The sequence below is a fragment of the Nocardia sp. CA-145437 genome (assembly GCF_050956485.1).
In the GTDB taxonomy this organism is placed as follows: Bacteria; Actinomycetota; Actinomycetes; order Mycobacteriales; family Mycobacteriaceae; genus Nocardia.
On sequence record NZ_CP191204.1, the window covers coordinates 3937410 to 3962190 of the forward strand.

A 24781-nucleotide genomic window follows, 5' to 3' on the forward strand; every position below is an offset into this window, starting at 1 on the left:
TGGAAAGGGTCTTGGACGTCGCGACGGCTCGTCACCAGACTCGAAGCATGATCGTTCTTACCGCTCCCACCGGGCATATCGGTGGCCAGTTGTTGCAGATGCTCCTCGAAACCTCTACTCGCACCGACGAATTGCGTGTCGTCGTGCGTGATCCGGCGAAGTTGCCGGAGTCGGTCCGGTCCCGGGTCGATGTCGTCGCCGGGTCGCACGGCGATCCGGATGTGGTGGATCGGGCGTTCGCCGGTGCGGACGCGGTCTTCTGGCTGGTTCCGCCGGATCCCGCCGGGGCGAGTTTGGATGCCGCGTTCTCCGGGTTCACCCAGGCGGCGGCGAAGGCGTTCACCGCGCACGGGGTCGGGCATGTGGTGGGTGTGTCCGCGCTCGGGCGCGGTACGGCGGTCGCGGATCGTGCCGGGCATGTGACGGCGTCGCTGGCGATGGACAACCTCATCGCGGGTTCGGGTGTGGCGTATCGGGCGCTGGCCAACCCGTCGTTCATGGACAACCTGGTGTGGCAGGCGAACTCGATCCGCGAGGACGGGGTGTTCACGGGCACGGTGCCGGCCGATCGCAAGGCCGCGACGGTGGCGACGCGTGATATCGCCGCGGCGGCCGCGCGTCTGCTGCTGGACCGTTCCTGGTCGGGCGCCGGGGAGGCGGCGTTGCTGGGGCCGGAGGATCTGTCGCCGAACGACATGGCGCGCATCGTGTCCGAGGTGCTCGGCCGGCCGGTGCGGTACGAGCGTCTGTCTCTGGAGCGGGCTCACGCCGCGCAGATCGCGCGTGGGGTGAGTGATGTGATGGCGACCGCGTTCGTCGACATGATGCGAGCCAAGAACGAGGGTCTCGACGATGGTGTGCCGCGCGCGGCGGCGGCCGCGAGCCCGACGACGTTCCGCGCGTGGTGCGAGCAGGTCCTGGCTCCCGCGGTTGGCGCCTGAGCGATCCGTGAGGGCGAGACCACTGGCCTGTGAAGGCGAGTCCGCTCGCCCACACGCGAGGAGGCCACTGCCCCAGCGAGGGCGGAGACGCTAATTCGCGAGGGCGGAGGCCGCGGCGGCGAGCAGCATCCCGCGGTAGGACCCGCCGAAGAGCACCACGTGCACCAGCAGGGGATGCAGCTGGTGCAGTGGGACCCGTTGCCGCCATCCCGAACTCAGGGGCGTGGCGGCCTGGTAGGCGCCGAGGATGCGGTCGAGGTAGGGCGCGCCGAACAGTGCCAGCATGGCCAGGTCGGTCTCCCGGTGTCCGCCGTGTGCGGCCGGGTCGATGAGGAGTGCGCGGCCGCCGGACCAGAGGATGTTGCCGGACCAGAGGTCTCCGTGCAGGCGGGCGGGTGGTTCGGGTGGTCCGGCGAGGTCGGTGATGCGGTCGATGACGCGTTCGACCAGTCGGACGCCGTCGCGGCCGAGTTCGGGTGCGGCGGCGGGGAGGTAGGGGGCGAGGCGGTGTTCGGCGTACCAGGTTCCCCACTCCCCCGTGCCGAGCGTGTTGTCCAGGGGCAGGGTGGCGATGTATCCGGGCCAGGGTGCGCCGAAGGTGTCGGGGTGGGTGGCGTGCAGGGTGGCGAGGTCGTGTCCGAGGTGTTCGGCGGCTGCCGGGTCCGCGGGTTGTGGTGGCTGCCAGGGCAGGACGAGCATGCGTTCGTCGGCGGCGACGACGGATGGGACGAGGTCCGGGTGGCCGGTCGCGAGCCAGCGCAGTCCGGCGGCTTCGGCGGTCAGGACTCCGTCGATGTCCGGGTCATTGTCGTCGACGGCTTTGACGAACAGTTCTCGTCCGTCGGTCATGTCGGCGCGGTGGAGGGCCCAGGCGTGGCTGTGGCCGAGGGGGTGCAGGTGCGCGACGGGGGTGCCGGTGAGGTGGGCGAGGTGCGCGGGCACGTCCATGGATCCTCATTGTGCGGTATCGGACCCCGCGTGCGGACCGACTAGTCGGATGGAGTGAGTCGTTCCCGGAGCAGGGCCGCGGTGGCGGCGTCGGCGGGCAGGAACGCTTCGATCGCCAGCTCGGCGACGGTCACGTTCATGGGTGTGCCGAAAACCGTGGTGGCGCTGAGGAAGGCGAGTTCGTGTCGGTCGAGCCGCATCCGCAGCGGCACCACGGCCTGGTCGGGTTCGGGCAGGCCGGGACCGTCCTCGCCGCCGGGGTAGGTGCGCATTTCGTCGAGCAGGTCGGTGAGCTCGGGTGATCCGGTGACGTCGATCTGGCGTTGCAGCCGTTCGAACAGGTGCCCGCGCCATTCGGCGAGGTTGATGATGCTGCCCGCGAGGCCGTCGGGGTGCAGGGTCAGTCGCAGCGCGTTGACCGGCGGGCGCAGCAGGGCGGGGTCGAGTCCGTCGAGGAACAGGGCGATCCCGGCATTGGCGTCGATCATGGTCCAGGCGGCGTCGATGGCGAGGGCGGGGTGGGGTTCGAGGCCGGTGAGGATCTGGCGGACGGCGTCGCGGATGGGGCGCATGGCGGGGGTGTCGAGTTCGGGTTCGGCGTACACGGGGGCGTATCCGGCGGCGAGCAGCATCCGGTTGCGTTCGCGCAGCGGGATGTCGAGTTCGTCGGACAGGTGCAGCAGCATGTGACGGCTGGGGGTGGCGCGGCCGGTTTCGATGAAGCTCAGGTGCCGGGTGGAGGTGTCCGCGCGGCCGGCGAGTTCGAGCTGGCTGAGCCGGCGCGCGGTGCGCCAGTGTCGCAGCAGGTCGCCGGCGGTGGGTGTCGCCATCCTCTGATCCTACGAACGATCAACCACGCCAAGCCATTACCCCGCAGGTAAGGCTCACAGTTCGCGGATGACGCGGGCCGGGTTGCCGGCGGCGAACACCTGGGCGGGCAGGTCGCGGGTGACGATGCTGCCCGCGCCGACCACGGTGTTCGCGCCGATGCTCACCCCCGGGCACACGATGACGCCGCCGCCGAGCCAGACGTTGTCGCCGATGCTGATGGGTGCGGCGGTCTCCCAGCGGGCGCGGCGCAGTTCGTGGTCGCCCATCGGGTGCAGGGCGGTGAGCAGTTGGGCGCGCGGGCCGATGGAGACGTCGTCGCCGATGGTGACCGGGGCGCAGTCGAGGATGATGGCGTCGTAGTTGAGGAAGCTGTTGCGGCCCAGCCGGATCAGGTGGCCGTAGTCGCATTGGAAGCGCGGCATGATCCAGGAGCCCTCGCCGATGGCGCCGAGCAGTTGTTCCAGCACGGCGCGCCGTTGGGTGTCCTCGCCCGCGCGCGTGGCGTTGAAGGTGTCGAGCAGTTCTTGGCAGCGGCGGCGTTCGGCGACGAGTTCGGGGTCGTTGTCGCGGTAGAGCTCACCGGCGAGCATGCGGTCCTTGTGTTCACCCACGCTCCCATCCTGTCTGGTATCACCGGAAGAGTGAAAATTGGCTTCTCGCTTCCACAGTTCGGTGCCCAGGCCCGTGAGGGCGCGCGGATCGCGCAGTACGCGGCCGCGTTGGAGGAGGCGGGAGCCGACAGTCTGTGGGTGGGTGACCGGCTCATCGCGGCCACCAACCCGTCGGTCGGGTACGGCGGGACCGACCGGATTCCCGACGAGTTCAACGCGGTGCTGGATCCGTTCCTGGTGCTGGGGATCGCGGCGGCGGTCACCGAGCGGGTGCGGTTGGGCGCGAATGTGCTGATCGCGCCGATGTATCGGCCCGCGCTGCTGGCGCGGTCGCTGACCACGATCGACGTGGTGAGCCAGGGGCGGCTGATTCCGGGGTTCGGGATCGGGTGGTCGCCGGAGGAGTACGCGGCCGCGGGCGTGCCGTTCGCGCAGCGCGGGGCCCGGCTGGACGAGACCCTCGACGCGCTCGAGGCCATCTGGTCCAGCGACCCGGCCGGGTACGAGGGCCGGTTCGTGTCGGTGCCCGAGCATCGCAGCGAGTTGAAGCCGGTGCGGCGGCCTCCGATTCACCTGGGCGCGTTCAACCCGGCGGCGCTGGCCCGCATCGGGCGGCGTGGGGACGGGTGGCTGCCGGTGGTGCCGGTGCCGGGCCCGCCCGGGTGGGGCAAGCAGCTGCTGGCCTTGCGGGGGTTCATCGACGACGCGGCGGTCGCGGCGGGTCGTGATCCCGCCGCCATCGGGACGGTGCTGCGGGTGAATGTGGCCGCGGGCACCGACCTCGAACAGGTGGCGCGGACCGTCGAAACGGTCGCGGCCGACACCGGATTCGACGATTTCTTCATCGACCTGCTCTACGTCACCGACTCCGTCGACGGCATGCGGGACGCGGCATTGCGGCTGTTGGAGCGGCTGAACGGCTGAGCGGTGTGGCATCGGTCCGGCGCGGGCGGACGGCCCGGTACCGTCGAATCGGACGAAGCTCTCTCCAAGAGCCACGGAAGGGTGGCCGTACATGACAGAGCCCGAGACCGTCGACGACTACCTGGCCGCCCAGCCCGCCCCGGCCCGCGCCGCCCTCGAGAAGATTCGCGCCACCATCCACGCCGCCCTGCCCGACGCCTCGGAGACCATCAGCTACCAGATCCCCGCGGTCCGGGTGAACGGCAAGGCCGTCATGTATTTCGCGGGCTGGGCAACCTTCGTGTCGGTGTATCCGGTGCCCACCGGCGACGACGGGTTCCAGCAGGCGATCGCGCCCTACCTGAAGGGCAAGGGGACGTTGAAGTTCCCGCTGCGCGACCCCATACCCTACGACCTCATCGGCGATGTCGCGGTCCGGCTGGCCGCGCAGCGCGGAGGCCACTGACCACGGGATGGGCGTAACCGGCCGTCACCGGGCATACTCGATCCCGTTGTGCCGCAGGGCCGCCGGGCGACCGCCCGGGAACGGGGCCCGGGTTCGTGTCGAAGGGAGTCCCGGCCGGTGCGGTTGCGGGCGAATCCGGTCGTTCTGGCCGGAGTCATCGGGGTCGGAATGCCGGTACTCGCCGCGGGGGTGATCGCGGGGCTCACCATGGACGACGGTGACAGCGGGCCGGATTCGGCGACCGGAGCCACGGCCGCACCGGACGCGGCCGCGACTCCTCGTCCCACCCCGGCCGCGACCCCCGCGGCCACGTTCGCCGCCGACCCGGATCCGGTGGGCTTCCAACCCGATTCGATCAACTTCGTCTCCGTGGACGAGGGCTGGGTGCTGGGCCGCAGCTATCCGTGCCCGGCCCTGCTGTGCCAGTCGTTGCGGCACACCACCGATGGCGGGCGCACCTGGCGGGAGGCGCCGCTCCCGGCCCCGCTGCGCGACGCCGGGCACCACGGTGGATGGGTGAAGTTCGCCGACGCCCGCAATGGCTGGATCGGGACCCGCGACGCACTGTTCGCCACCCACGACGGCGGAACCACCTGGCGCGAGACCGATATCGACATCAAGACGGCGGAACCGGCATGGTCGCTCACCGTGTCCGAGGACACCGTCTGGGTGGCGGCCGCGCGGGCCGACGAGCGGACCGCGTTGTTCACCAGCCCGATCACCCGCGACGCGTGGACCGGGCCCGTCGAGGTCGCGGTGCCCGGCGCCGGCGGCCCCTACCCGGTCCCCGAGGTGTCGGCGACCGGAAGCCGTGCCTGGATGGTGGTCACCGGGCGCGGCAGGAGCGGCGCCCGCATGGTCGACGGCACGTGGACGCCGTGGCAGCTGCCGTGCGGCGGCAACGGGCCCGCCGACTGGCACGCGGTCTCGGAGAAGCGGCTCGTGGCGCTGTGCGGTCTCCCGGCGTCCGGCGACGGCGGCGCCACCCGTGTGGTGACCTCGGTCGACGGTGGCGTCACGTTCACCGAGACCGGGCAGCTGTCCCCGTCACGGCCGGCCAAGGCCGTGTTGCTGGCCGCCGATGCCACCCATCTGGTCGCCGCTGTCGACGAACGGCTGCTGACATCCATCGACGGCGGCGAGACCTGGACCACCGCCTACACCGCGCCCGACCGCGGCTGGCAGCCATTGTCGGGTGAGTTCGTCACCGAGACAACGGGTTTCGTGGTGCTGGGCCACCCCGGAAGCGGACCGGTGCCCACCATGATGCTCGCCACCCGCGACGCGGGTCAGAGCTGGACACCGGTCAGCTTCGGCTGATCAGCGGGTCGCGCTCGCGCGCGAGTAGTTCCAGCCCTGCCAGGAGTCGTCCGTCAGGCGTTCGCGGATGGCGTTCGCGACGGCTGTGCGCTGGGGGTCGGGCAGCCGGTCGGTGGCGGGCAGCGCGTCCGGGGACAGGTTCGACAGGTAGTCGGTGTCGAGGGACTTGCCCGACTGCCAGCGCGCGATATTGCGGTCGGCGACGAAACCTTCCGGGTTCAGGACCGACAAGGCGAGCAGGGTCGTCAGGGCGGCGCCGACGGCCAGGCGCGGCACCCAGTGCCGGCGCAGAAGTACCAGGCTGGCCACCAGCAGCAGGTACACCAGCGCGATCCAGCCCTCGAACACCTCCACCAGCAGTCGCAGCAGGGTGAAGCCGTAGGCCTGCTGATAGGTCCACATGCGGTGCAGCGCCGACGCCACGATCACCAGCGCCAGACCGATCACCACGGCGATCGCGATGCGCAGCCAGCGGCGCTCGGCGGCGCCGTCCTGCGCGGCGAAACGCAGCACGACCCCGATCACCGCGAGAGTCAGCAGGCTCACGATCGACAACTGCCAGAAGCCGCTGCGCGCGTACTCGGCGTAGGTGAGGCTCGCGGTGCGCTGCACGTAGCCGTCGCCACCGAACAGCACCGCCACCTGGGTGGCGACGAACGCCGCGAACACGATCGTCAACGCGCCCACCGGGATTCCCCACTCCAGCGGCGAGAACCGGTGCCCGCCCCGGCTCCCGCCGGAGAACGAGTCATCGTCCGCCGCGGCCGGGGGCGGACCGGCCAGCAGGTACAACGCCCCGGCCACCCCGGACCCGGCGACCACGAACACCGCCACCCATCGCAGCACCGCCGGGACGTCGACGGCCGGGATCAGCCCGTCCACCAGACCCGCGAACACCGCGTCGGCCCCCGCCAGCAACGGCACCATGATGAGCAGCAGCGCCGCCGCCGCACCGATCGACCACCACACCCGCTGCGTGCCCGTGCCCGCCCGCTCCCGGGTGCGAGTCATGGCCCGATACAGCCACGGCCACGAATTCAGCCCCGCGAACGGCACCGCGAGCACGTCGAACCACATGCCGTACGCCGAACGCGGCACCACCGCCAGCGACCCGGCCACCGCCGCACCCGCCAGGCACAGCACGAAAAGCCACGGCGCGGCCCGGAAGGCACCCACCGACAGCAGCGCCAACGCCACACCGGTCCACCAGACACGACTCCAGGGCACCTCCGCGAGACCGGCGGGCAGCAGGCCGGCGATACCCGCGACAGGACGACCCGTCCCGGCCGACGAATGCGTTTCGGCCGCTGCCTGATCGGTGCCGGATGCGGCGACTGCGTGCGCCGCGGCCGCATCGTCGCGATCGGCGCCACCGGAGCGACGGGCATCCTCGTCGCGTGCGGCGTCAGCGCCGACACCGTGACCGTCAACGCTGCCCCCGACGCCATCGCGGGCCGGGCTGCCGGCGCGGGATGCGCTGTCACTGGCGACGTCGTCCCGGGCGTCACCGTGTTCGCCCGCTCCGCTCAGGCCCTTCTCCGGTTCCTCGGCCGCCCGGTCGGCGTCACCCCGGTCCGAGTCGTCCTTGTCGTCCCACTCCGCGTTTCGCGCCGCGCGATCGACCGCGTACACCGTGCCGGTGATGGCCAGTCCGGTGAGCAGCCATCCGATGCCGGGACGGTCCAGGGGTACCAGTACCGCGGCCGCACACCCCGCAGCGGCCGTGGCGGCAAGCAACCCGTTCGGCACCGGAACCCGCGCCGAGCGCGACGGAATTCGTTGCGGTGCAACACGATAGATCCCGGCCACACCGGATTGCGACACCGGGGTGGGATAGGGCGGCCACGCGGCGGGCCACGGCGCGGGTCCCCCGGCACCCGTCGGCGCGGCACCCGCCATCGCCGCGGCGAACGCCGGTGCCGCCGCAGCCGGCACGAGGGGCGGCGCACCGCCGGGGACGAACGCGGCCCTCGCCGGTTCCCGCACAGGCGCGGAACTCACAGTGGCCATGGCCAGTTCAGCAGCCGGATCAAGAGCATCCGCCGCAGACCCTTCGGTCGCCGATGCGGCAGTGTGCGCGTGCGCGTCGGATCCTTCGGTCGATGGTGCCGACTCGGCAGTGGGCGTGACGGATGGTTCGGCCGGTGTCGCGAGGGCGGGAGCAGGGGTACTCGCCGCATCCGGTTTCGGATCCGGAGGTGGTGTGGGTGTGTCGGGCATGGGTTCCTCCATCGGGTGAGCGGGACCGGCCCGGGGAGCGCGGTGCGCAGCCGGGACACGGTCGGGAATTGGGTGTGAAGAGACCGCGGGTCAGGGCGGGGGCAGGGTGATGCGGATGCGCGAGCCCGGGTCGGCGACGGCGATGGTGCCGCCGTGCAGGTCCACGATCCAGCGGGCGATGGCCAGGCCCAGGCCGGTGCCGCCGCCGGTGGCGCGGCCGCCGCGGGTGAAGCGTTCGAAGACGCGGGCGCGTTCGGCGGCGGGGATGCCGGGGCCGTCGTCGGAGACCTCGATGACGGTGTGGCCGTGGGCGGTATGGGCGTGGACGCGGACCTCGCCGTGGGCGGGACCGTGGCGAGTGGCGTTGTCGAGGAGGTTGAGCAGCACCTGGTGCAGGCGGGCGGGGTCGGCGTGCACGGTCAGGCCCGCGGCGACGGCGACGGTGAAGCGGACGGGACGGTCCACGGCGGCGGCCATCACCTCCGCCTCGGCGACCACCTCGCTCAGCAGCGGCTCGAGGTCCACCGGTTCGCGGTCCAGGCGCACCGCACCCGCCTCGATGCTCGACAAGGCCAGCAGTTCCGACACCAGCAGGCTCAGCCGCTGGGTCTGGGCGTGGGCGGTGCGCAGGGTCGCCGGATCCGGTTGGGCGACACCGTCGACCAGGTTCTCCAGCACCGCGCCCAGGGCGGTGATCGGGGTGCGCAGTTCGTGGGACACATTGGCGATGAACTCGCGCCGCTGCTGATCGGCGGCGGCCAGGTCGGCGGCCATCTGATTGAACGCCACCGCCAGCTGCCCGACCTCGTCGCGGGAGGTGGCGCGCACACGGCGCGAATAGTCGCCCTGCGCCATGTGTTTGGCCGCGGCGGTCATCTCCCGCAACGGCATCGTCATCCCGTGCGCCAGCACCTGGGAGATCAGCAGCGCGAACACCATGGCGACGACGGTGGCGCGCGGCGGCAGCACACCGATGCGGATCGCGAAGTAGCCGAACGCGCCCGCACCGGAGCCGACCATGAGGATCGCCAGCTTCGCCTTGATCGACGGCACCCGGTCCAGGGGCCGCGGCAGACGTGCCGCCACCCCCTTCGCGAGCGCCCGCACCCCGGTCACCGGAGCCTCGGCATCGACGATCATCGCGCCTCCAGGCTGTACCCGACGCCGTGCACGGTGCGGATCAGGTCCGCGCCCAGCTTGCGACGCAACGCCTTGATGTGGCTGTCGACCGCGCGGGTGCCCGACGCGTCGGCCCACCCCCACACCTCGCTCAGTAGTCGTTCCCGCGCCAGCACCGTGCGCGGCCGCCGCGCCAGATGCACGAGCAGTTCGAATTCCAGTGGCGTGAGCTGGGTTTCACTGTCCGCGCGCCACACCCGCCGCTGATCGGTGTCGATCCGCAGGTCACCGACGAGGATGGTGGCCACCGGTGCGGCGGTGCGTTCCACCCGGCGCAGCAGGGCGTGGACGCGGGCGGCGAGCACCCGCATGGAGAACGGTTTGGTCAGATAGTCGTCCGCGCCGACGCCGAGCCCGACGAGCATGTCGGTCTCGTCGGTGCGGGCGGTCAGCATGAGCACCGGCACGGGGCGGCGGGCCTGGATGCGGCGGCACACCTCGAGACCGTCGAAACCGGGCAGCATCACATCCAGCACCACCAGGTCCGGGTCCCCCGCCGCCTCGGCCGCCACCCCGGCGGGACCGTCGTGGGCGATGTCGACGATGTACCCCTCGGCGCGCAAGCGGGCGGCGATCGATTCGGCGATCGTCGGCTCGTCCTCGACCACCAGGATCCGGCGCGCACTGGTTTCCATGCAGCCGACACTAGGCAACCGGAGTGGAGATCGTTCGCCTCGCGTGTGGAGATGTTGTGGAGACGCCGGTCATACCACCTGGCAACGTCTTCAACGACGCGACGTCGTAGCATGACGGGGTGCGCTCACCGACGGATCACACCGCGCGCCTGCGCGGCGCTGCCGTCGGCGCGTCCTCGGGAGCGGTCGCGATCCTCGCCCACGGACTCGGCGGCGGCGCGTCCCTGGCCGACGGTTCGGCGCTGGCCCTGCTCCTGGCGGCGTGCACCGTGATCGGGGTCGGGGTGGCGTCGATGCGGCCACGCTACGGGCTGGCCGGAACGATCGCGATGCTGGCGGCCGGGCAGGCGATCGGGCACACCGCACTGTCGATGTCGCCGGGGCACCACCATCATTCGTCGTCCGCGGCCATGCTGATCGCCCACCTGGTGGCGATTCCGGTGGGCGCGTTGCTGATTCGCGCCGCCGAGGCGGGCCTGCGGCGGGCCGTCACCGGTGTGCGCAGGTTCCTGCTCGCGTTGAGCGCGATCCTCGCGCCGCCGGTGCGCCGGATGCGGCCGAGGCCGGCCGATGACCGCGCCGTCGCGCGACGGCTGCTGGTGAGCCCCGGGATCGGACGTCGCGGACCTCCGCCGGCCGCCGCACGGCACACCGACCTCGTTCCGGCCTGACACCCCTCGATCCGGCGCTGACACCCCGAATCGTGCACGCGCCACAGCCGGATGCGACGCGCTCGGTGACCGATGCCCACCAACCGATGACACACCCCGCGCTGAGGCCGAGCACGGCGACCGACGGATACGCGCGCGCAGCGCCGAACACGCCGCGCACAGTACCCGACGGATACGCAGCGCAGCAGCCGAGCAGAGCGACGCCACGCTGTGACCGAAGGCGGCGAGCGCATGCCGCACGCGTGCCGCGCTGACGCCGGACGGCCCCGCGCCGTCGCCGACGCGTTGCGTTGCGTTGCGGCCGAGCGCATCCGGCATCGATCCGGGTTCGGCCGTTCCCGCCGGGGTGGCATTCACTTCTTCTACCTACGGAGTTCTCACATGTCCCAGATGCCCTTCAGCCACGGCTTCCGTCTGCGCACCGGCGGATTCGCGCGCCGTGTGGGCGCGGCCGCGGCGGTGACGACGCTGGCGCTGCTGCCCGTGGCCTGCTCGTCCTCGCAGACCGCCTCCTCGTCCCCCGCCACCGCGGCCGCGGCGATCACCCTGACCGATCAGTGGGTCAAGGCCGCCGACAGCGGGATGTCCGCCGCGTTCGGCACCCTGGCCAACGCCTCCGATCAGCCGGTGAACCTGGTCGCGGCCAGCAGCCCGGCCTCGGCGCGGGTGGAGATCCACGAAGTCGTCGCCGACGCCTCGGGCGACAAGGCGATGCGTCCCAAGGCCGGCGGCCTCGTCATCCCCGCCCACGGCACCGCGACCCTCAAACCCGGCGCGGAACACCTCATGTTCATGGATCTGAAGGGCCCGCTGCGCACCGGCTCGGAGGCCGCGCTCACCCTCACCTTCTCCGACGGCTCCACCACAACCGTCACCGCGCGGGTGCGTGACTTCGCCGGCGGCAAGGAGAACTACCAGCCCTCCGGCGACAACGCCGCCCACGGTGGCTGATCCGGCACCGCGGCCCGCCCGGCTGTCGCGGCGACGGCTGCTCGGCGGCGGCGCGGTCGCGGCGGGCGCGGCCGGGGCCGCCGGCATCGGCTGGGGCGCGGCCACCCGCACCCACCGCGAGCACGATCGCGACCCCGGATCGGACACGGTCGCGTTCTACGGCCCCCACCAGGCGGGAATCGCCACCGAACCGCCCCGGCACGCGGCGTTCGCGGCCTTCGACCTGAAACCGGGCCTGGGGCGCGAGGACGTCATCGGACTGTTGAAGATCTGGACCGACGACGCCGCGCGCCTCACCCAGGGCAAGCCCGCGCTCGCCGACACCGAACCGGAGCTGGCCGCCCGGCCCGCCCGGCTCACCGTGACCGCCGGGTTCGGTCCCGGCATGTTCACCGCCGCCGGACTGGAATCCCAGCGCCCGCACTGGCTGAAACCGTTGCCGCCGTTCACCATCGACCGGCTCGATCCCGCCTGGTGCGGGGGCGATCTGCTGTTGCAGGTGTGCGGCGAGGAGGCGACCACCGTCGCGCACGCGGTGCGCGTGCTGTCCAAGCACGTGACATCGCTGGTCTCGGTGAAGTGGGTGCAACGCGGCTTCCGGGACGCGCCGCGCGGCCAGACCATGCGCAATCTGATGGGCTCGGTCGACGGGACGGTCAACATCGCCCCGGCCACACCGGATTTCGACCGCCTGGTGTGGGACGACGGCGCGGTCCGGCCGTGGCTGGCCGGGGGCACCTCGATGGTGTTGCGGCGCATCGCGATGAACCTCGACACCTGGGACGAACTCGACGCCGACGGCCGCGCGATCACCGTCGGGCGCACCGTCGACACCGGGGCGCCATTGTCGGGCACCCGCGAATTCGATGAAGCCGACTTCGCGGCCACCGACCGGTACGGCATCCCGAAGATCCCGCCGTCCTCCCACATCGCGCGCGCCCACCACGCCCACGACGGGGAACGGTTCCTGCGCCGCGGCTACAACTACGACGACGCGCCCGCCCCCGGGCACGTGTCGAACTCGGGGCTGCTGTTCGCCTCGTTCCAGCGCGACGTCGACGCCCAGTATCTGCCCGTGCAGCGGCGGCTGGCCGACTTCGACGCGCTCAACCAGTGGACGACGCCGGTCGGGTCGGCGGTGTTCGCCATCCCGCCCGGGGTGCCCGGACCGGGCGGCTATCTCGGTCAGCAGTTGTTCGACAGCGCCCCGGCGCAACCCTGATCGCGACCGGCCGGACCGCTCCCGGGCGGTCCGGCCGGTGGCCGGGCACGGGACCTAGGGTGACCCCATGACCGTGTTGCGATCGATCGTGTTGTTCGGGCTGGCCGCCGTCGCCGAAATCGGTGGCGCCTGGCTGATCTGGCAGGGAGTCCGTGAGCACCGCGGCTGGGCGTGGATGGGCGCGGGCGTGGTCGCGCTCGGCTGCTACGGGTTCGTCGCCACCCTGCAACCCGACGCCCACTTCGGCCGGATCCTCGCCGCCTACGGTGGCGTGTTCGTGGCGGGATCGCTGCTGTGGGGCATGGTGTTCGACGGGTTCCGGCCCGACCGCTGGGATGTGATCGGGGCCCTGGTGTGCGTGCTGGGGGTAGCGCTCGTCATGTACGCGCCACGCTCGGCGTGAGACACACCGATGCATTGCTCCACGTGAAACCGGCTGCGCCCGAACTGCATTCACGCATTCCGCGCATTCAGGTCGATGATGGACGATCGGTGCAGCGAGTGCACAGACGCACCGCGCGAACCGATGACGAATTCCCGCAGGTCACGATCACGGTTGAGGCGCTGAACCGAGCAGTCCGTCGATGATCGCGCGCGCCGTCGGCAGCGCCGCCTCATCACCCAGACGGGTCGCGGTGTTCGCGGCCGACACCACCGCGTCGAACTGGAACGCGACCGCCCGCGGATCCAGTCCGGTCATCGCGCCCTGCCGCTGGGCGCGGCCGATCTCCGCGGCCAGCATCGTGAACCAGTCCTCGCGGTCGGCGGCCAGCGCGTCGCGCACCGGGCCGGGACGGCTGTCGAACTCCGGCTGGCACGCGCCCCGGAAGCAGCCGCCGGGCAGCACCGGCTCGCCGATGTAGTCGAACCAGCGGTCCATCAGCGCACGCAGACGCGGCAGGCCCGGGTCCGCGGTGAGGGCCGGGCGCACGACATTGTCGATGAACACCTCGCGCGCCGCGGCCACCGCGGCCAGTTGCAGGTTCTCCTTGCTGCCGAACAGCGTCGCCACCCCGGACTTGCTGACCCCGAGGTCCTCGGCCAGCCGCCCGAGACTCAATCCCGTCAATCCCTCGACGGAGGCGACGTCGGCGGCGTGGCGGGCGATGCTCGCGCGGGCCCGCGCGCCCTTGAGCCGACGCTGATCGGAAATCTCCTGGTCGGAGGCGCGCACCGGTTCGTCCATGGATCCATCCTCGCATCACCTGTTGCGTAACCGCACGATCGGTCGTACTTTTCAACAATACGAACGATCGTGCGTACAGTTTTGATCCCGCTCCCGACCCTCACGCAGAGAGCCCGTCATGACCGACACCACCCACCGTCCCAGCGCCGACACCTCCCCACCCGAACCGACCACCACCACGACCACCCCCGCCGACTCCGGCCGCGCGGCGAAACTCGCCCTGCTCGTCGCCTCCGGCGCGGCCTTCATGTCCTTCCTCGACCTGTCCGTGGTCAATATCGCCTTCCCCGAGATCACCCGCGACTACCCCGACACCACCGCCGGCACCCTCACCTGGGTGGTCAGCGGCTACGCCGTCGCCTTCGCCGCCCTGCTCACCCCCGCCGGGCAACTCGCCGACACCCTCGGCCGCGGCCGCGTATTCCTCACCGCCCTGGCCGGATTCGCCCTCACCTCCCTGCTGTGCGCCCTCGCACCCGGCGCCGAATGGCTCATCGCCGGACGGTTCCTGCAAGGCGGCACCGCGGCCTTCCTCATTCCCGCCGGACTCGCGCTCGTCTTGAGCAGCAGCCCGCCCGAACGCGTCGGCATGGCCATGGCCGCCTGGACCGCGGCGGGCGGATTCGCCGCGACCGTCGGCCCGGCCGTGGGCGGGGCGCTCGTGGACTGGTTCGGGTGGCGGTCGGTCTTCGTCATCAACGTGCCCATCGCCGCCGCGCTCATCGCCGCCGGATGGCGACTGGCCCGTGGCGAACACCGGCAACCGCACGGACTGCCCGATCTCCTCGGGGCCGCCGCCACCGGACTCGGTATCGGCACCGTCGTCGCCGCGGTCACCCAAGGCCGGCAATGGGGTTGGACCGACGCCCGCACCCTGGGCAGCGCGCTGATCGGGGTCGTCCTGCTGGCCCTGGCGTTGTGGCGCTCGCGGCGGCATCCGCGCCCGGCCATCGCCATCGGACTGTGGCGCAGCCGCCCCTACGCCCTCGTCAATGCCATCTCGTTCGTCTTCGGCGCCACCATGTTCGCGTGGCTGCTGGCCGGACCGCTGTGGCTCGACGCCATCTGGCAGTACTCGGTGCTGGAGTCCGCGGCGGCCATGAGCATCGGCGCGGTCGCCTCCATGGTCACCGCGGTCGCCGCCGGACGCGCCCCCGTGCCGTGGCAGCGATGGCTCGCGGTGCTGGGCGCGTCGATGTTCGCCGCGTCCACCTTCTACATGAGCACCGGGGTCTTCGACACCGAGCCCGCGCTCTGGTCCGGGTGGGTGCCCGCCGGAATCCTGGGCGGCGGCGGCATCGGCATCCTCGTCACGGTGCTGGGCACCGCCGCCGCGCGGGCGCTGCCGCCGCAGCGGTTCGCGGCCGGGGTCGGCATGAACATCACCGCCCGCCAATCCGGCGGCGCGCTCGGGGTCGCCCTGCTGGCCGCAGTGTTCGCCGCCCATCCCGGGCAGCCGCTGACCGCCTTCCACACCCTGTTCGCGTGCTGTGCCGCCATCGCCGTCGTCACGGCCGTGCTCGCGGCGCTGCCCGTCCGCACCGAGGAGACCACCTCATGACCGACCGCACCGAGAACACCGATCCCTACACGCTGTCCGATTCGGCGGCCGCCGCCATGCTGCGCGCGGTGCCGTTCCGCCGCCTCGCCGTCATCGGCGACTCGACCGCCGCGGGCACCGGTGACCCGTGGCCCGGCTACGAAACCGTGTCCTGGGCAGACCGATTGGGCCGCTGGCTGCACGCCGCGCACCCCGACGCCGCCCACCTCAACACCGGCGTGGTCGGAGCGGTCATCGCCGACGTGCGCGCCGGACAACTCGCCGCGCTCGAGGAGTTCGAGCCGGATCTGGTGGTCGTCACCTGCGGCGGCAACGACCTGTTCCTGCGCGATGCCAGTCCACTGACCGTGGAAGGCGACCTCGACGACCTGTGCGCGAGCGTCGCCGCCACCGGCGCCCGGCTCGCACTGTTCACCCTCGCCGACGCCTACGTCGGGCGGCTGGCCCCGCTGCGGCCGCGCTTCGCCGAGTTCGCGCGGTCGGTCCGCCGCATCGCCCACCGCCGCGACGCCATCCTCACCGAGTTCTGGGACCACCCCGCGCGGCTGCGCGAGGACTGGCTCTCCGCGGACCGGATCCACCTCACCATGGCCGGGCACGCCGTGGTCGCCGCCGAACTCGCCAAGAGCCTGGCCCGTCACCACGCCCGGGAAGTGCCGCCGGAGCTCATCGGGCGATCCTGACCCCGCAACGCACCGATGCCGCACCGGATGCGACTACGCACCCGATGCGGCATCGCCGTCATCCCCTGCTCTGTCCAGCCGGCCCTCGCGCGGAGGTCACTTCCACAGAGCGGCGATCAGGACATTCAGGATCGCCAGGCCACCCGCGGCGTGGGTCATCCACGCCACCTCCTTGCCGCGCTTGGCATCCGCGCGACCCATCTCGGCGAACGCGGCCACCGCCACGGCCACCACCAGCTTGGTGATGATCTTCGCCATGTTCGGGTCCTTGTGCAGCGAGTCGATCGACTCGGCCATGCCCACCAGGATCACGCCGGTGAGGACCTGCACGCGCGCACCCCACACCATCAGTTCCGACACTCGCGGCTGCGCGGCGGCGTACCCGCCGACCACGGCTGCCATACCCAGCAGATGAGCCGTCACCATGAGGTTGTAGACGAAGGTCATGGGTGTCACGGTAGTCGATCCGAGCCCCGCAACGACAGCCGGTAGTACCCGCGATTTTTCGCGAATCGGACACGGAGGCACCAACTGTCCGCGCGGACCTGTCCGAGGGTTTCACCCTCGGACAGGCCGGGTAGTCCTCACCCGATGGTCCCCGCACGTGGTGGATCAGGGCGTCGTGGGCAGCGTGGCCGGCTAGGAGAGGTTCAGTGGCGGTTGTACTAGTGCTGCGAGCACGTGGACTCGGTGACCTGCTCACCGCGGTTCCCGCGTTGCGCGCATTGCGCCGGGCCCGGCCCGGTGACCACATCGCACTCGCCGCACCCCACCGCCTCAAACCGATCGTCGACCTCATCGCCTGCGTCGACGAGATGATCCCGGTCAGCGACCCTGTCGGGCTGCGCTGGGACGGTCCCGCACCGGCGCTCGCGGTCAACCTCAACGGCCCCGGCGCCGACGGCATCGTGGAACTCTCGCGCACCCGCCCCGAACGCATTCTGTCCTACCGCAATCCGGCCTTCCCCGACCTCGCCGGCCCCGCCTGGGAACCCGACATGCACGACGTGGACCGCTGGTGCCATCTGCTCGAACACGACGGCATGGCCGCCGACCGCCGCAACCTCGGCCTGGTGCCGCCGGTCGCCACCACCAGCCACCGCGACGCCGTGGTCGTCCACATCGGCGCCGGCGCACCCGCCCGCCGTTGGCCACCCGACCGGTTCGCCGCGGTGGTCCGGCACCTGCTGGTGCAGGACCGCGAAGTCGTGCTGACCGGTGACGAATCCGAACGCGAGACCGCCTTCGGCGTCGCCACCCGCGCGGGACTCTCACCGGCGCGCGTCCTCGCGGGACAGCAGAACCTCATCGAACTGGCCGCCACCGTCGCCGAAGCCGCGCTCGTGGTGTGCGGCGACACCGGCGTCGCGCACCTGGCCGCCGCCTTCGGCACCCGCACCGTGCAGCTGTTCGGACCCAACCCACCCAGCCGCAGCGGCCCGCCCCCGCACCTGCTCGGCCGCCACGCCGTGCTGTGGGCCGGGCAATCCGGCGACCCGGACGCCGACGCCATCGACCCCGGACTGCTGAAGATCGGTGTCCCCGAGGTGATCAACGCCGTCGACAAGCAACTACGCAAACGCCCCTGGCCCGGCACCGGCCTCGACCGCCGCACCCAGCAGGCCTACCGGCGCGTCGGCTAGACCCCCGAATCGGTGGTCGGCACCCGCGGATCCCGTTGCCCGGCACTGATACTCAACGCCGCCATCACCAACCCGATCCCGGCCAGCTCCGCCGCACCGGGGCGCTGGGCCAGCGCTACCGCCCCGATCACCGCCGCCGTCGCGGGCAGCAAGGCCAGCAACAGCGCGAACCGGGCCCGACCCACCCGGCGCAACACCACCTGATCCAGGGCATAGGGCACCGCGCTCGACAACACCCCGACGCCCACGCCCAGCAGCCAGGTCCGCGGATCGGCGAAAACGGCCGGGGCGAGCACACATTGGCGGGTCACCAGGATCGGGGCCAGCACGATCGCCGACACCGTCGTCCCGATCGCCAGCGCGTCCATCCCCGCACCCGTATCGGCCACCCGCTTACCCAGCAGGATGTAGCCCGCCCACAACACACCCGCCAGCACCGCGAACCCGACACCGCCGGGCCCGGCTTCCGACGACACGCCCGCCAGCAGGAAGACACCGGCCGCCACGAGCACGACGGCCAGCAGATCCCGGGCCCGGCGTGAACCCAGCGCCGCCACCGCGATCGGACCCAGGAACTCGATGGCCACCGCGGTGCCGAGCGGAATCCGCGCGATCGCCTCATAGAAGGCGATGTTCATCCCGAGGGTGACCACCCCGAACCCGGAGGCCACCAGCACCGCGCGCCGCGTCCAGCGCGAGCGCCACGGCCGCCGCCAGATCAGCAGCGCCACCCCGGCCGCCGCGGCGCGCAACCAGGCCACCGTCGCGGGCTCGACGGTGTCGAACAATCGCACGCCGATCGCCGCGCCCGCGTACAGCGACACCCCGCTGACGATGAAGACCAGCGGGACCGACCAGCCGGGCAGACCCACGCGGCGTTGCCGCTGCACTCCGACCGACGTACCCACCTCGACACCGTATCGCCCGCTCGAGCGGGCGGGCCGCGGCACGGCCGCATGGTCCCGGCCTGGGGGCGCCATCGCGCCGCTGCGCGGACCCAGCTCCGTTACTCCCCTTCCGGCGCGGCCTTCGCCTCCGACAGGGCGGCCGAGTAGGCGGCGATGGCGCTGGGCCAGAACTGTTCGAGATAGTCGCGGGCGTCGGCCAGGCCGCGCGGGTCCAGGGAGTACAGGCGGCGGTTGCCCTGCGGGCGCATCATCACCAGGCGGGCCTCGCGCAGCACCTTCAGATGCTGCGAGACCGCCGAGCTGGTCACGCCCAGGGCCTCGGCGATCTCCCCGACCGCCTTCGGGCCCTGCGGCAGGGACTCGAAGACCGCGCGCCGGGTGTCGTCGGCGAGCGCGCCGAGCACCTTTACTCCGTTAGTAGGCACTTACATAGTGTGCCGTCAAGCCGATCATGGGTCAATACACGCGTTATCGGCACACGCCAACGTCATCACAGAATTACCTGCGTGTCGTTATCAACTCGTAATAGTCGAACTGGGCTTTTGTACCAATGTGACGGTAGCAACAGGGTTTCTGAACGTGCGCTGAGATCTCGTAGCTTCGAGACATGCCCGTAACCGATTCGTTATCCCGCTTCTGGGGAACCGGCCGATACCGAGCAGCCGCGACCCGCGCCGTAGCCGTGACCGCCCTCGTCGGCGCGTCCATGGCCGCCCTCGCCGCCACCGGCCCCGATGCCGCCCACGACCCCGTGGCCATCGCCAACGCCTCCGCCGCCGGTGACATCCAGTTCACCGCCTTCACCCCGCGCGAGGCCCAGGAGCCGCAGATCGTGCCGCAGGAGGTGCTGGACTACCTCAACGGCCTCAACATCCCGCTGCCGCCGCTGCCCGGCATCCCGGCCCCGCGCCCGGCCACCGTGCGGCCCGTCGACGGCCCGCTGACCTCCGGCTTCGGCATGCGCTGGGGCGCCATGCACGCCGGCATCGACTTCGGCGACGGCTTCGGCACCCCGATCCGCGCCGTCACCGACGGTACCGTGATCGAGGCCGGCCCCGCCTCCGGCTTCGGCCTGTGGGTGCGCGTGCAGCAGGACGACGGCACCATCGGCGTCTACGGCCACATGCAGGACATCCTGGTCGGCGTCGGCCAGCAGCTGCGCGCCGGCGACGTGCTCGCCACCGTCGGCAGCCGCGGCTACTCCACCGGCCCGCACCTGCACTACGAGGTGCACACCGCCCCCGGCGCGCCCATCGACCCGATCGGCTGGCTGGCCGGCCGCGGCGTCGACTTCGGTGTCGCCCCCGCGGACTAGACCCACCCCAACCCCTCGGCCCACTCCGAGCATCGATGGGGGGTGCACGGATCGGTTTGTGCGACAACGGAGTCCGCACGATGGAGAACGGCCCCGGCGCTACCGCCGGGGCCGTTTCTCATACCTGGGTACGGGGTGGCCACACCACCGCCGGGGGACGTGAACCAGCGGATCGCGAACCTACCGTCAGCCGCATGACCACGCTCGATCGTCCGACGCTCGCGCCGCTCACCGACCTCGCCCCCGCCCGCCGACTGCACCGGCCCCTGCTCGCCACCACCGCCGCCATGGCCGCCCTGGCCCTGTTCTCCCTGTGCGCCATGGTCTTCGACGACCGCGCGCTGCTCGGCGAGACGGTGTGGCTCAAACCCCTCAAGTTCGCCATAGCCATGGTCCTGTACTGCGGCACCCTGGCCTGGCTGGTGTCCTTCCCGCACCGCGGGCAGCGCCTGACCTGGTGGATGGGCACCGTCTTCGCCATCACGGCGGTCGCCGATGTCGGCTTCGTCGTCGTGCAGGCCGCGCGCGGCACCTTCAGCCACTTCAATACCGAGACCGACGCGTTCAACACGATCGGCCAGAAGGTGTTCATGACCGGAGTGCCGGGACTGTTCCTGGCGAATCTGGTGATCGCGGTGACCCTTTCGTGGCAGCGCGTCACCGACCGGCCCACCTCCATGGCCATCCGCGCCGGCCTGGGCATCGCGGTGTTCGGGATGGCGCTGGGCTACCTGATGGGCTACACCGGCACACAGCAGACCACCGACGCCTCCGGCCGCCCGGTCACCCTGGTCGCGGGCCATACCGTCGGGCACGGGCAGTCCGACGCGGTCCGCGACGGTGTCGCGACCATGCCGATCACTCATTGGAGCACCAACGGCGGTGACGTGCGGATCGCGCACTTCGCGGGCCTGCACGGCATCCAGCTGCTCATCATCGCCGCCATCGTGCTGACCCGCCTCGCCCCCACCGTGGGGTGGCTGCGCGCCGAACGCACCCGCGCCCGGCTGATCGGGGTGCTGGCGCTCGGCTACACCGGCCTGGTGGCGACGCTGCTGTGGCAGGCGCTGCGCGGGCAGCCGGTGACCTCGCCCGATGCCGAAACCCTCACCGCGCTCGGTCTTGTCGCCGCCGTCACGGCCGCGGGGATCACGATCGTGTACGCGCTGAGCGGGCGCACCGGCGGGGTCAGCGCAGCCGTTCGGCCTCGCGGGTCAACGCCACCAATGTCGCGGTGAGATCGGCGAGTTCGATCATCTCCGCGCCCTCGGAGACCGCGGTGGCCACATCCTCGGCGGCACAGCGGGCGGCGAACCAGCGGTCGGACAGATCCGACACCTCCTGGGCGCTCAGGACCACCGAATCCTCGGGAATACCGGTGCCCTTCACACTGTTCCGATGCTCGTACGCCCGCTGGCGACACGATTGCCGGCAGTACCGGCGTCGGCGTCCGATCTCCGATTCGGCGATCTCCCGCCCGCACCACTGGCAGCAGGACAGCACGCGTCGAGACATGGTCCGAGACAATAGCGGTTTCCGGCCCCGACCGGGTGCAGTGGCACGCCGCAGCAAACCGGGCGACCCGCACGGGTAGGATGGCAGGGTTCTCCCCACGGGAACCGAAACGTGCGCGGCTGCGTTGACACTACGTACCGCAGCTGCAGAAACACTGAAGTAGAACATTGCCGACAGGCGAGAAGGGACCGCACTCATGGCAGATCGCGTACTCCGGGGGTCTCGGCTCGGAGCGGTGAGCTACGAGACCGACCGCGACCACGACCTGGCGCCGCGTCGGATGGCGCGGTACCGCACCGACAACGGCGAGGAATTCGACGTCCCGTTCGCCGACGACGCCGAAATCCCCCCGACCTGGCTGTGCCGCAACGGCCAGGAGGGCACGCTCATGGAGGGCACCACCCAGGAGCCCAAGAAGGTGAAGCCGCCCCGCACCCACTGGGACATGCTGCTCGAGCGTCGCAGCAAGGAAGAGCTCGAGGAGCTGCTGCAGGAGCGCATGGACTTGATCAAGTCCCGCCGCCGCGGCTAGCCGCCCAGCGACACGACGACACGGGTCCCCCGCACCATCGGTGCGGGGGACCCGTGCTGTGCCGGGGGTCAGTGCGGTGAGCCGTACTGGGCGGCAAGCAGATTGGCGACCAGATCGCGGCGGCTGCGCACCCCGGACTTCTCGAAGATCGACTTCAGGTGCTGCTGCACCGTCAGCGGTGAGACCACCAACGTGTCGGCGATCTGCCGGGTCGAACTGCCCGCCAGGACCAAGGCCGCGATCTGGTGTTCGCGCGGGGTCAGCGGATAGGCGGCCAGCTTCAGGGGCGCGATCTCCGGGGCGCGGGCCGGTTCGAGGATGACCGCGATGGGGCCCTCGGGGTCCGCACCCGGATCGGTGTGCAGCCGGGAGGCGTGGGCCACCAGCCAGCGGCCCGAACGGGTGCGTAGGCGAACCCGGGGCACCGCAGGCGAATTCGGATCCAGTTCCAGACTGCGCAGGCGCATGGCGACCGCCACGATCGCCTGCGGCAGCGTCTCGCGCGCGGGTTGGTCGGCGAGCTCGGCCAGCAGAACGCTCGCCTCGGGGGTGCGGGCCAGCACGGTCCCGGCGTCGTCGAGCAGCAGCAGACCGGGCGGGGGCTGCCCGTCGGCACCCGACTCCACCTCCGACAGCAGGACCGCCGCGCGCAGGCCCTCGGCCAGATGCGCGGTCATGGCGTGCACGAATCCGACCTCGTCGGCGCGGAAGCCCTCCGGCGAGGGCTCCCGGTGCAGGCACAGCACACCCCAGCAACTCGCCCCGGTCCGCAACGCGGCGCGCAGTTCGTCGCCCATGCCGAGCGGGGCGAGGATGTCGCGATAGCGGGCGCTGGCCTCGGGCGCGCCCCGGGTGGCGTCGAACAGGGTGCGGACCGGGTCGGCGGCGGTGGCCAGCGCCCGGAAATGATTCACGTCGTCGTCGAGGAACTCGTTGGCCAGGAACAGGGGCGTGGCCGCAGCGGGGATCTCGTCGATGACCGACCCGGTGAACAGGACGGTGGCCGGATCGGTGGTGGCCGCCCAGTAGGCGGCGATCGGAACGGCCGCACGCAACGCGGTCAGCGATTCGGTGAGCACCGTGCCCGAGTCCAGCCCGGAGTGGCACAGGCGGACGATCTCACGCCGTGCCCGATCCGTCGATCGGCGCTGCCCCACCATCTCAGGCTACGGCCGCGCCCGCACCGGCGGGATACCAGTTTTCTGGAATGTTCCCGGCGGCCGCGAACGCGCACAGTCGATACGAGGGCTCACCGCGAGCCCCGACCACCGATCGAGGAGTGATCATGTCCGAGTCGAACAAAGCGCTGATCGAGCGCTTCGTGAACGAATTCTGGAGTGCGGGCCGGCTGGCGGCGGCCGACGAGCTGATGGCCCCCGATGTCGTCATCCACGCCCCCGAGGTCGGCGGGATCGAGGGCCTCAAGGCGTTCAACACCACCCTGCGCACCGCCTTCCCCGACTGGCATTCGACGCTGGAAGAGGTGGTGGCGGAAGGTGATCGGGTGGCCGAACGCTGGACCGGCCACGGCACCCAGCTCGGCGAGTTCCAGGGAATTGCGGCGACCGGCCACACGGTGACGGTGCCCGGTGTCGTGTTCTACCGCGTGCGCGACGGCCGGATCACCGAATTCCGTGGCTCTTTCGACATGTTCGGCCTGCTGGGCCAGCTCGGCGCACTGCCGCAGGCCCAGCCCGCTCAGTGACTGGCGACCTTGCGGTACTGGACCAGGGCCAGCGGCACCGCGATCGCCAGGATGCCCACCGAGCACAGGATCGAGTACTCCACACAGTGGTCGGCGGCCCAGCCGGTGGCCGGGGTGAACGAGGGCGGCGACCCGTTGCCGAACAGTTTGCGCCCGGCCGCCGACACCGCGGTGATCGGATTCCAGGCGGCCACCGTGCGCAGCGGACCGGGCAGCGTCTCCCCGGAGATGAACGCCGAGGAGATGAAGGTCAGCGGGAAAAGCCAGATGAGCCCGGCACTCTGGGCCACCTCGACACTCGGCGACATGAGCCCGGTGATCGCGCCCACCCACGACATGGCGAAGGCGAACAGCAGGATGACGGCGAACGCCAGCACCGCGTCCATGATCGCCCCGTTGATCCGCCAGCCGACCACGTACCCGCACGCCACCATGACCGCGAGCGCCAGGATATTGACCACCGTGTCGGACAGGGTGCGGCCCATCAGCACCGCCAGCCGCGACATGGGCAGTGTCCGCATCCTGTCGATGATGCCCTTGTGCAGGTCGTTCGCCAGGCCGACGGTGGTGAACGCCGCATTGAAAGCGACTGTCTGCGTGAAGATTCCGGCGAGCAGGAACTCCCGGTACTGGCTGCCGCCCAGGGACGCGCCGAAGATGTAGGCGAACAGGAACACGAACATCAGCGGCTGGATGGTGGCGGTCACCAGCAGGGTGGGCACGCGCAGGATGGTGATCAGGTTGCGGTAGGCGACGATGGCGCTGTCGCGCACCACTCGCGGTAACAGGATGGCGGGCCCCTCACCGGCCGGGCGGACGTGCTGCTCCTCGGCGG

Annotated in this window: 28 protein-coding genes; 15 read left to right on the forward strand and 13 right to left on the reverse strand. The window is 71.4% G+C overall.

What is annotated here, in order from left to right; genetic code table 11:
• Positions 1-47 precede the first annotated feature (47 nt).
• Positions 48-941, forward strand: a complete 894-nt coding sequence (locus ACQPYY_RS18340) for an NAD(P)H-binding protein (protein WP_433590299.1) — start codon at positions 48-50, stop codon at positions 939-941.
• 90 nt (positions 942-1031) lie between these two features.
• Here ACQPYY_RS18340 and ACQPYY_RS18345 read toward each other — a convergent pair whose 3' ends face one another.
• Genes ACQPYY_RS18345 through ACQPYY_RS18355 form a run of 3 tightly spaced genes read right to left on the reverse strand, consistent with a single transcriptional unit; the run spans position 1032 to position 3331 of the window.
• Complete coding sequence (locus ACQPYY_RS18345) at positions 1032-1889, reverse strand: fructosamine kinase family protein (protein WP_433590300.1); 858 nt, start codon at positions 1887-1889, stop codon at positions 1032-1034.
• 41 nt (positions 1890-1930) lie between these two features.
• Positions 1931-2719 carry a helix-turn-helix domain-containing protein gene (locus tag ACQPYY_RS18350; RefSeq protein ID WP_433590301.1) on the reverse strand — a complete coding sequence of 263 codons (789 nt, stop codon included), beginning with the start codon at positions 2717-2719 and terminating at the stop codon, positions 1931-1933.
• 54 nt (positions 2720-2773) lie between these two features.
• Positions 2774-3331 carry a sugar O-acetyltransferase gene (locus ACQPYY_RS18355; RefSeq protein ID WP_433590302.1) on the reverse strand — a complete coding sequence of 186 codons (558 nt, stop codon included), beginning with the start codon at positions 3329-3331 and terminating at the stop codon, positions 2774-2776.
• A gap of 30 nt (positions 3332-3361) precedes the next feature.
• On the opposite strand from ACQPYY_RS18355, the gene ACQPYY_RS18360 reads away from it, so the two are divergent.
• From ACQPYY_RS18360 to ACQPYY_RS18370, 3 genes are all read left to right on the forward strand, one after another.
• A complete protein-coding gene (locus ACQPYY_RS18360) occupies positions 3362-4255 on the forward strand; it encodes a TIGR03619 family F420-dependent LLM class oxidoreductase (RefSeq protein WP_379099918.1) in 894 nt (297 codons plus the stop codon).
• A gap of 91 nt (positions 4256-4346) precedes the next feature.
• Positions 4347-4700, forward strand: a complete 354-nt coding sequence (locus tag ACQPYY_RS18365) for an iron chaperone (protein ID WP_433590303.1) — start codon at positions 4347-4349, stop codon at positions 4698-4700.
• Positions 4701-4817: 117 nt separating this feature from the next.
• Positions 4818-6020 carry a WD40/YVTN/BNR-like repeat-containing protein gene (locus ACQPYY_RS18370; protein ID WP_433590304.1) on the forward strand — a complete coding sequence of 401 codons (1203 nt, stop codon included), beginning with the start codon at positions 4818-4820 and terminating at the stop codon, positions 6018-6020.
• On the opposite strand, the gene ACQPYY_RS18375 is transcribed toward ACQPYY_RS18370, so the two are convergent.
• From ACQPYY_RS18375 to ACQPYY_RS18385, 3 genes are all read right to left on the reverse strand, one after another.
• On the reverse strand, positions 6021-7955 hold the full coding sequence (locus tag ACQPYY_RS18375; protein WP_433590305.1) for a DUF4153 domain-containing protein: 1935 nt from the start codon (positions 7953-7955) through the stop codon (positions 6021-6023).
• A 375-nt stretch (positions 7956-8330) separates the two neighbouring features.
• On the reverse strand, positions 8331-9260 hold the full coding sequence (locus ACQPYY_RS18380) for a HAMP domain-containing sensor histidine kinase (RefSeq protein ID WP_433594673.1): 930 nt from the start codon (positions 9258-9260) through the stop codon (positions 8331-8333).
• A gap of 116 nt (positions 9261-9376) precedes the next feature.
• A complete protein-coding gene (locus ACQPYY_RS18385) occupies positions 9377-10054 on the reverse strand; it encodes a response regulator (protein ID WP_379099929.1) in 678 nt (225 codons plus the stop codon).
• Between the two features lie 119 nt (positions 10055-10173).
• Here ACQPYY_RS18385 and ACQPYY_RS18390 point away from each other — a divergent pair, with 119 nt between their 5' ends.
• The 4 genes from ACQPYY_RS18390 (at position 10174) to ACQPYY_RS18405 (ending at position 13301) form a co-directional block, all read left to right on the forward strand.
• Entirely contained in the window at positions 10174-10725 is a 552-nt protein-coding gene (locus tag ACQPYY_RS18390) for a hypothetical protein (protein WP_433590306.1), read from the forward strand.
• Positions 10726-11106: 381 nt separating this feature from the next.
• A complete protein-coding gene (locus ACQPYY_RS18395; RefSeq protein ID WP_379099935.1) occupies positions 11107-11676 on the forward strand; it encodes a copper chaperone PCu(A)C in 570 nt (189 codons plus the stop codon).
• On the forward strand, positions 11669-12898 hold the full coding sequence (locus tag ACQPYY_RS18400; RefSeq protein ID WP_433590307.1) for a Dyp-type peroxidase: 1230 nt from the start codon (positions 11669-11671) through the stop codon (positions 12896-12898). The genes ACQPYY_RS18395 and ACQPYY_RS18400 overlap by 8 nt, the downstream gene beginning before the upstream one ends.
• 67 nt (positions 12899-12965) lie before the next feature.
• Complete coding sequence (locus ACQPYY_RS18405) at positions 12966-13301, forward strand: YnfA family protein (protein ID WP_433590308.1); 336 nt, start codon at positions 12966-12968, stop codon at positions 13299-13301.
• A 147-nt stretch (positions 13302-13448) separates the two neighbouring features.
• On the opposite strand, the gene ACQPYY_RS18410 is transcribed toward ACQPYY_RS18405, so the two are convergent.
• Positions 13449-14084, reverse strand: coding sequence for a TetR/AcrR family transcriptional regulator (locus ACQPYY_RS18410; RefSeq protein WP_433590309.1), 636 nt, complete (start codon positions 14082-14084; stop codon positions 13449-13451).
• A gap of 118 nt (positions 14085-14202) precedes the next feature.
• Here ACQPYY_RS18410 and ACQPYY_RS18415 point away from each other — a divergent pair, with 118 nt between their 5' ends.
• Together ACQPYY_RS18415 and ACQPYY_RS18420 are read left to right on the forward strand one after the other, a co-directional pair.
• Complete coding sequence (locus tag ACQPYY_RS18415; protein WP_433590310.1) at positions 14203-15645, forward strand: MFS transporter; 1443 nt, start codon at positions 14203-14205, stop codon at positions 15643-15645.
• On the forward strand, positions 15642-16328 hold the full coding sequence (locus tag ACQPYY_RS18420) for an SGNH/GDSL hydrolase family protein (protein ID WP_433590311.1): 687 nt from the start codon (positions 15642-15644) through the stop codon (positions 16326-16328). The genes ACQPYY_RS18415 and ACQPYY_RS18420 overlap by 4 nt, the downstream gene beginning before the upstream one ends.
• Positions 16329-16424: 96 nt before the next feature.
• On the opposite strand, the gene ACQPYY_RS18425 is transcribed toward ACQPYY_RS18420, so the two are convergent.
• Complete coding sequence (locus tag ACQPYY_RS18425) at positions 16425-16775, reverse strand: hypothetical protein (protein WP_213555781.1); 351 nt, start codon at positions 16773-16775, stop codon at positions 16425-16427.
• Between the two features lie 206 nt (positions 16776-16981).
• Here ACQPYY_RS18425 and ACQPYY_RS18430 point away from each other — a divergent pair, with 206 nt between their 5' ends.
• Complete coding sequence (locus tag ACQPYY_RS18430) at positions 16982-17971, forward strand: glycosyltransferase family 9 protein (protein ID WP_433590312.1); 990 nt, start codon at positions 16982-16984, stop codon at positions 17969-17971.
• Here ACQPYY_RS18430 and ACQPYY_RS18435 read toward each other — a convergent pair.
• Both ACQPYY_RS18435 and ACQPYY_RS18440 read right to left on the reverse strand, forming a co-directional pair.
• A complete protein-coding gene (locus tag ACQPYY_RS18435; protein WP_433590313.1) occupies positions 17968-18879 on the reverse strand; it encodes an EamA family transporter in 912 nt (303 codons plus the stop codon). The genes ACQPYY_RS18430 and ACQPYY_RS18435 overlap by 4 nt on opposite strands.
• Before the next feature lie 98 nt (positions 18880-18977).
• Positions 18978-19304: an ArsR/SmtB family transcription factor gene (locus ACQPYY_RS18440; protein WP_433590314.1), complete on the reverse strand. Its 327-nt coding sequence runs from the start codon at positions 19302-19304 to the stop codon at positions 18978-18980.
• A gap of 182 nt (positions 19305-19486) precedes the next feature.
• On the opposite strand from ACQPYY_RS18440, the gene ACQPYY_RS18445 reads away from it, so the two are divergent.
• Together ACQPYY_RS18445 and ACQPYY_RS18450 are read left to right on the forward strand one after the other, a co-directional pair.
• Complete coding sequence (locus ACQPYY_RS18445) at positions 19487-20194, forward strand: M23 family metallopeptidase (protein ID WP_433590315.1); 708 nt, start codon at positions 19487-19489, stop codon at positions 20192-20194.
• A gap of 194 nt (positions 20195-20388) precedes the next feature.
• Positions 20389-21432 carry a hypothetical protein gene (locus tag ACQPYY_RS18450; RefSeq protein ID WP_433590316.1) on the forward strand — a complete coding sequence of 348 codons (1044 nt, stop codon included), beginning with the start codon at positions 20389-20391 and terminating at the stop codon, positions 21430-21432.
• On the opposite strand, the gene ACQPYY_RS18455 is transcribed toward ACQPYY_RS18450, so the two are convergent.
• A complete protein-coding gene (locus tag ACQPYY_RS18455; RefSeq protein ID WP_033086730.1) occupies positions 21383-21709 on the reverse strand; it encodes a hypothetical protein in 327 nt (108 codons plus the stop codon). The two genes, ACQPYY_RS18450 and ACQPYY_RS18455, sit on opposite strands and share 50 nt — an antisense overlap.
• Before the next feature lie 196 nt (positions 21710-21905).
• Here ACQPYY_RS18455 and ACQPYY_RS18460 point away from each other — a divergent pair, with 196 nt between their 5' ends.
• The gene (locus ACQPYY_RS18460) at positions 21906-22241 is read left to right on the forward strand and encodes an RNA polymerase-binding protein RbpA (RefSeq protein WP_213555785.1); all 336 of its coding nucleotides are present in this window, start codon (positions 21906-21908) and stop codon (positions 22239-22241) included.
• A gap of 68 nt (positions 22242-22309) precedes the next feature.
• On the opposite strand, the gene ACQPYY_RS18465 is transcribed toward ACQPYY_RS18460, so the two are convergent.
• Positions 22310-23398 (reverse strand): response regulator transcription factor, encoded by a 1089-nt coding sequence (locus ACQPYY_RS18465; protein ID WP_433590317.1) that lies wholly within the window; start codon positions 23396-23398, stop codon positions 22310-22312.
• A gap of 128 nt (positions 23399-23526) precedes the next feature.
• Here ACQPYY_RS18465 and ACQPYY_RS18470 point away from each other — a divergent pair, with 128 nt between their 5' ends.
• Positions 23527-23946, forward strand: coding sequence for an ester cyclase (locus tag ACQPYY_RS18470; protein WP_433590318.1), 420 nt, complete (start codon positions 23527-23529; stop codon positions 23944-23946).
• Here ACQPYY_RS18470 and ACQPYY_RS18475 read toward each other — a convergent pair.
• Positions 23940-24722, reverse strand: a complete 783-nt coding sequence (locus tag ACQPYY_RS18475; RefSeq protein ID WP_433594674.1) for an ABC transporter permease — start codon at positions 24720-24722, stop codon at positions 23940-23942. The two genes, ACQPYY_RS18470 and ACQPYY_RS18475, sit on opposite strands and share 7 nt — an antisense overlap.
• Between the last annotated feature and the right edge of the window lie 59 nt (positions 24723-24781).

What these genes read in the sequence shown, in the direction of transcription:
- ACQPYY_RS18340 (WP_433590299.1), top strand. Translation starts at nt 48, where the DNA reads ATGATCGTTCTTACCGCTCCCACCGGGCATATCGGTGGCCAGTTGTTG.
- ACQPYY_RS18345 (WP_433590300.1), bottom strand. Translation starts at nt 1,889, where the DNA reads ATGGACGTGCCCGCGCACCTCGCCCACCTCACCGGCACCCCCGTCGCG.
- ACQPYY_RS18350 (WP_433590301.1), bottom strand. Translation starts at nt 2,719, where the DNA reads ATGGCGACACCCACCGCCGGCGACCTGCTGCGACACTGGCGCACCGCG.
- ACQPYY_RS18365 (WP_433590303.1), top strand. Translation starts at nt 4,347, where the DNA reads ATGACAGAGCCCGAGACCGTCGACGACTACCTGGCCGCCCAGCCCGCC.
- ACQPYY_RS18380 (WP_433594673.1), bottom strand. Translation starts at nt 9,260, where the DNA reads ATGGTCGGCTCCGGTGCGGGCGCGTTCGGCTACTTCGCGATCCGCATC.
- ACQPYY_RS18385 (WP_379099929.1), bottom strand. Translation starts at nt 10,054, where the DNA reads ATGGAAACCAGTGCGCGCCGGATCCTGGTGGTCGAGGACGAGCCGACG.
- ACQPYY_RS18395 (WP_379099935.1), top strand. Translation starts at nt 11,107, where the DNA reads ATGTCCCAGATGCCCTTCAGCCACGGCTTCCGTCTGCGCACCGGCGGA.
- ACQPYY_RS18405 (WP_433590308.1), top strand. Translation starts at nt 12,966, where the DNA reads ATGACCGTGTTGCGATCGATCGTGTTGTTCGGGCTGGCCGCCGTCGCC.
- ACQPYY_RS18410 (WP_433590309.1), bottom strand. Translation starts at nt 14,084, where the DNA reads ATGGACGAACCGGTGCGCGCCTCCGACCAGGAGATTTCCGATCAGCGT.
- ACQPYY_RS18415 (WP_433590310.1), top strand. Translation starts at nt 14,203, where the DNA reads ATGACCGACACCACCCACCGTCCCAGCGCCGACACCTCCCCACCCGAA.
- ACQPYY_RS18420 (WP_433590311.1), top strand. Translation starts at nt 15,642, where the DNA reads ATGACCGACCGCACCGAGAACACCGATCCCTACACGCTGTCCGATTCG.
- ACQPYY_RS18425 (WP_213555781.1), bottom strand. Translation starts at nt 16,775, where the DNA reads ATGACCTTCGTCTACAACCTCATGGTGACGGCTCATCTGCTGGGTATG.
- ACQPYY_RS18445 (WP_433590315.1), top strand. Translation starts at nt 19,487, where the DNA reads ATGCCCGTAACCGATTCGTTATCCCGCTTCTGGGGAACCGGCCGATAC.
- ACQPYY_RS18450 (WP_433590316.1), top strand. Translation starts at nt 20,389, where the DNA reads ATGACCACGCTCGATCGTCCGACGCTCGCGCCGCTCACCGACCTCGCC.
- ACQPYY_RS18455 (WP_033086730.1), bottom strand. Translation starts at nt 21,709, where the DNA reads ATGTCTCGACGCGTGCTGTCCTGCTGCCAGTGGTGCGGGCGGGAGATC.
- ACQPYY_RS18460 (WP_213555785.1), top strand. Translation starts at nt 21,906, where the DNA reads ATGGCAGATCGCGTACTCCGGGGGTCTCGGCTCGGAGCGGTGAGCTAC.
- ACQPYY_RS18470 (WP_433590318.1), top strand. Translation starts at nt 23,527, where the DNA reads ATGTCCGAGTCGAACAAAGCGCTGATCGAGCGCTTCGTGAACGAATTC.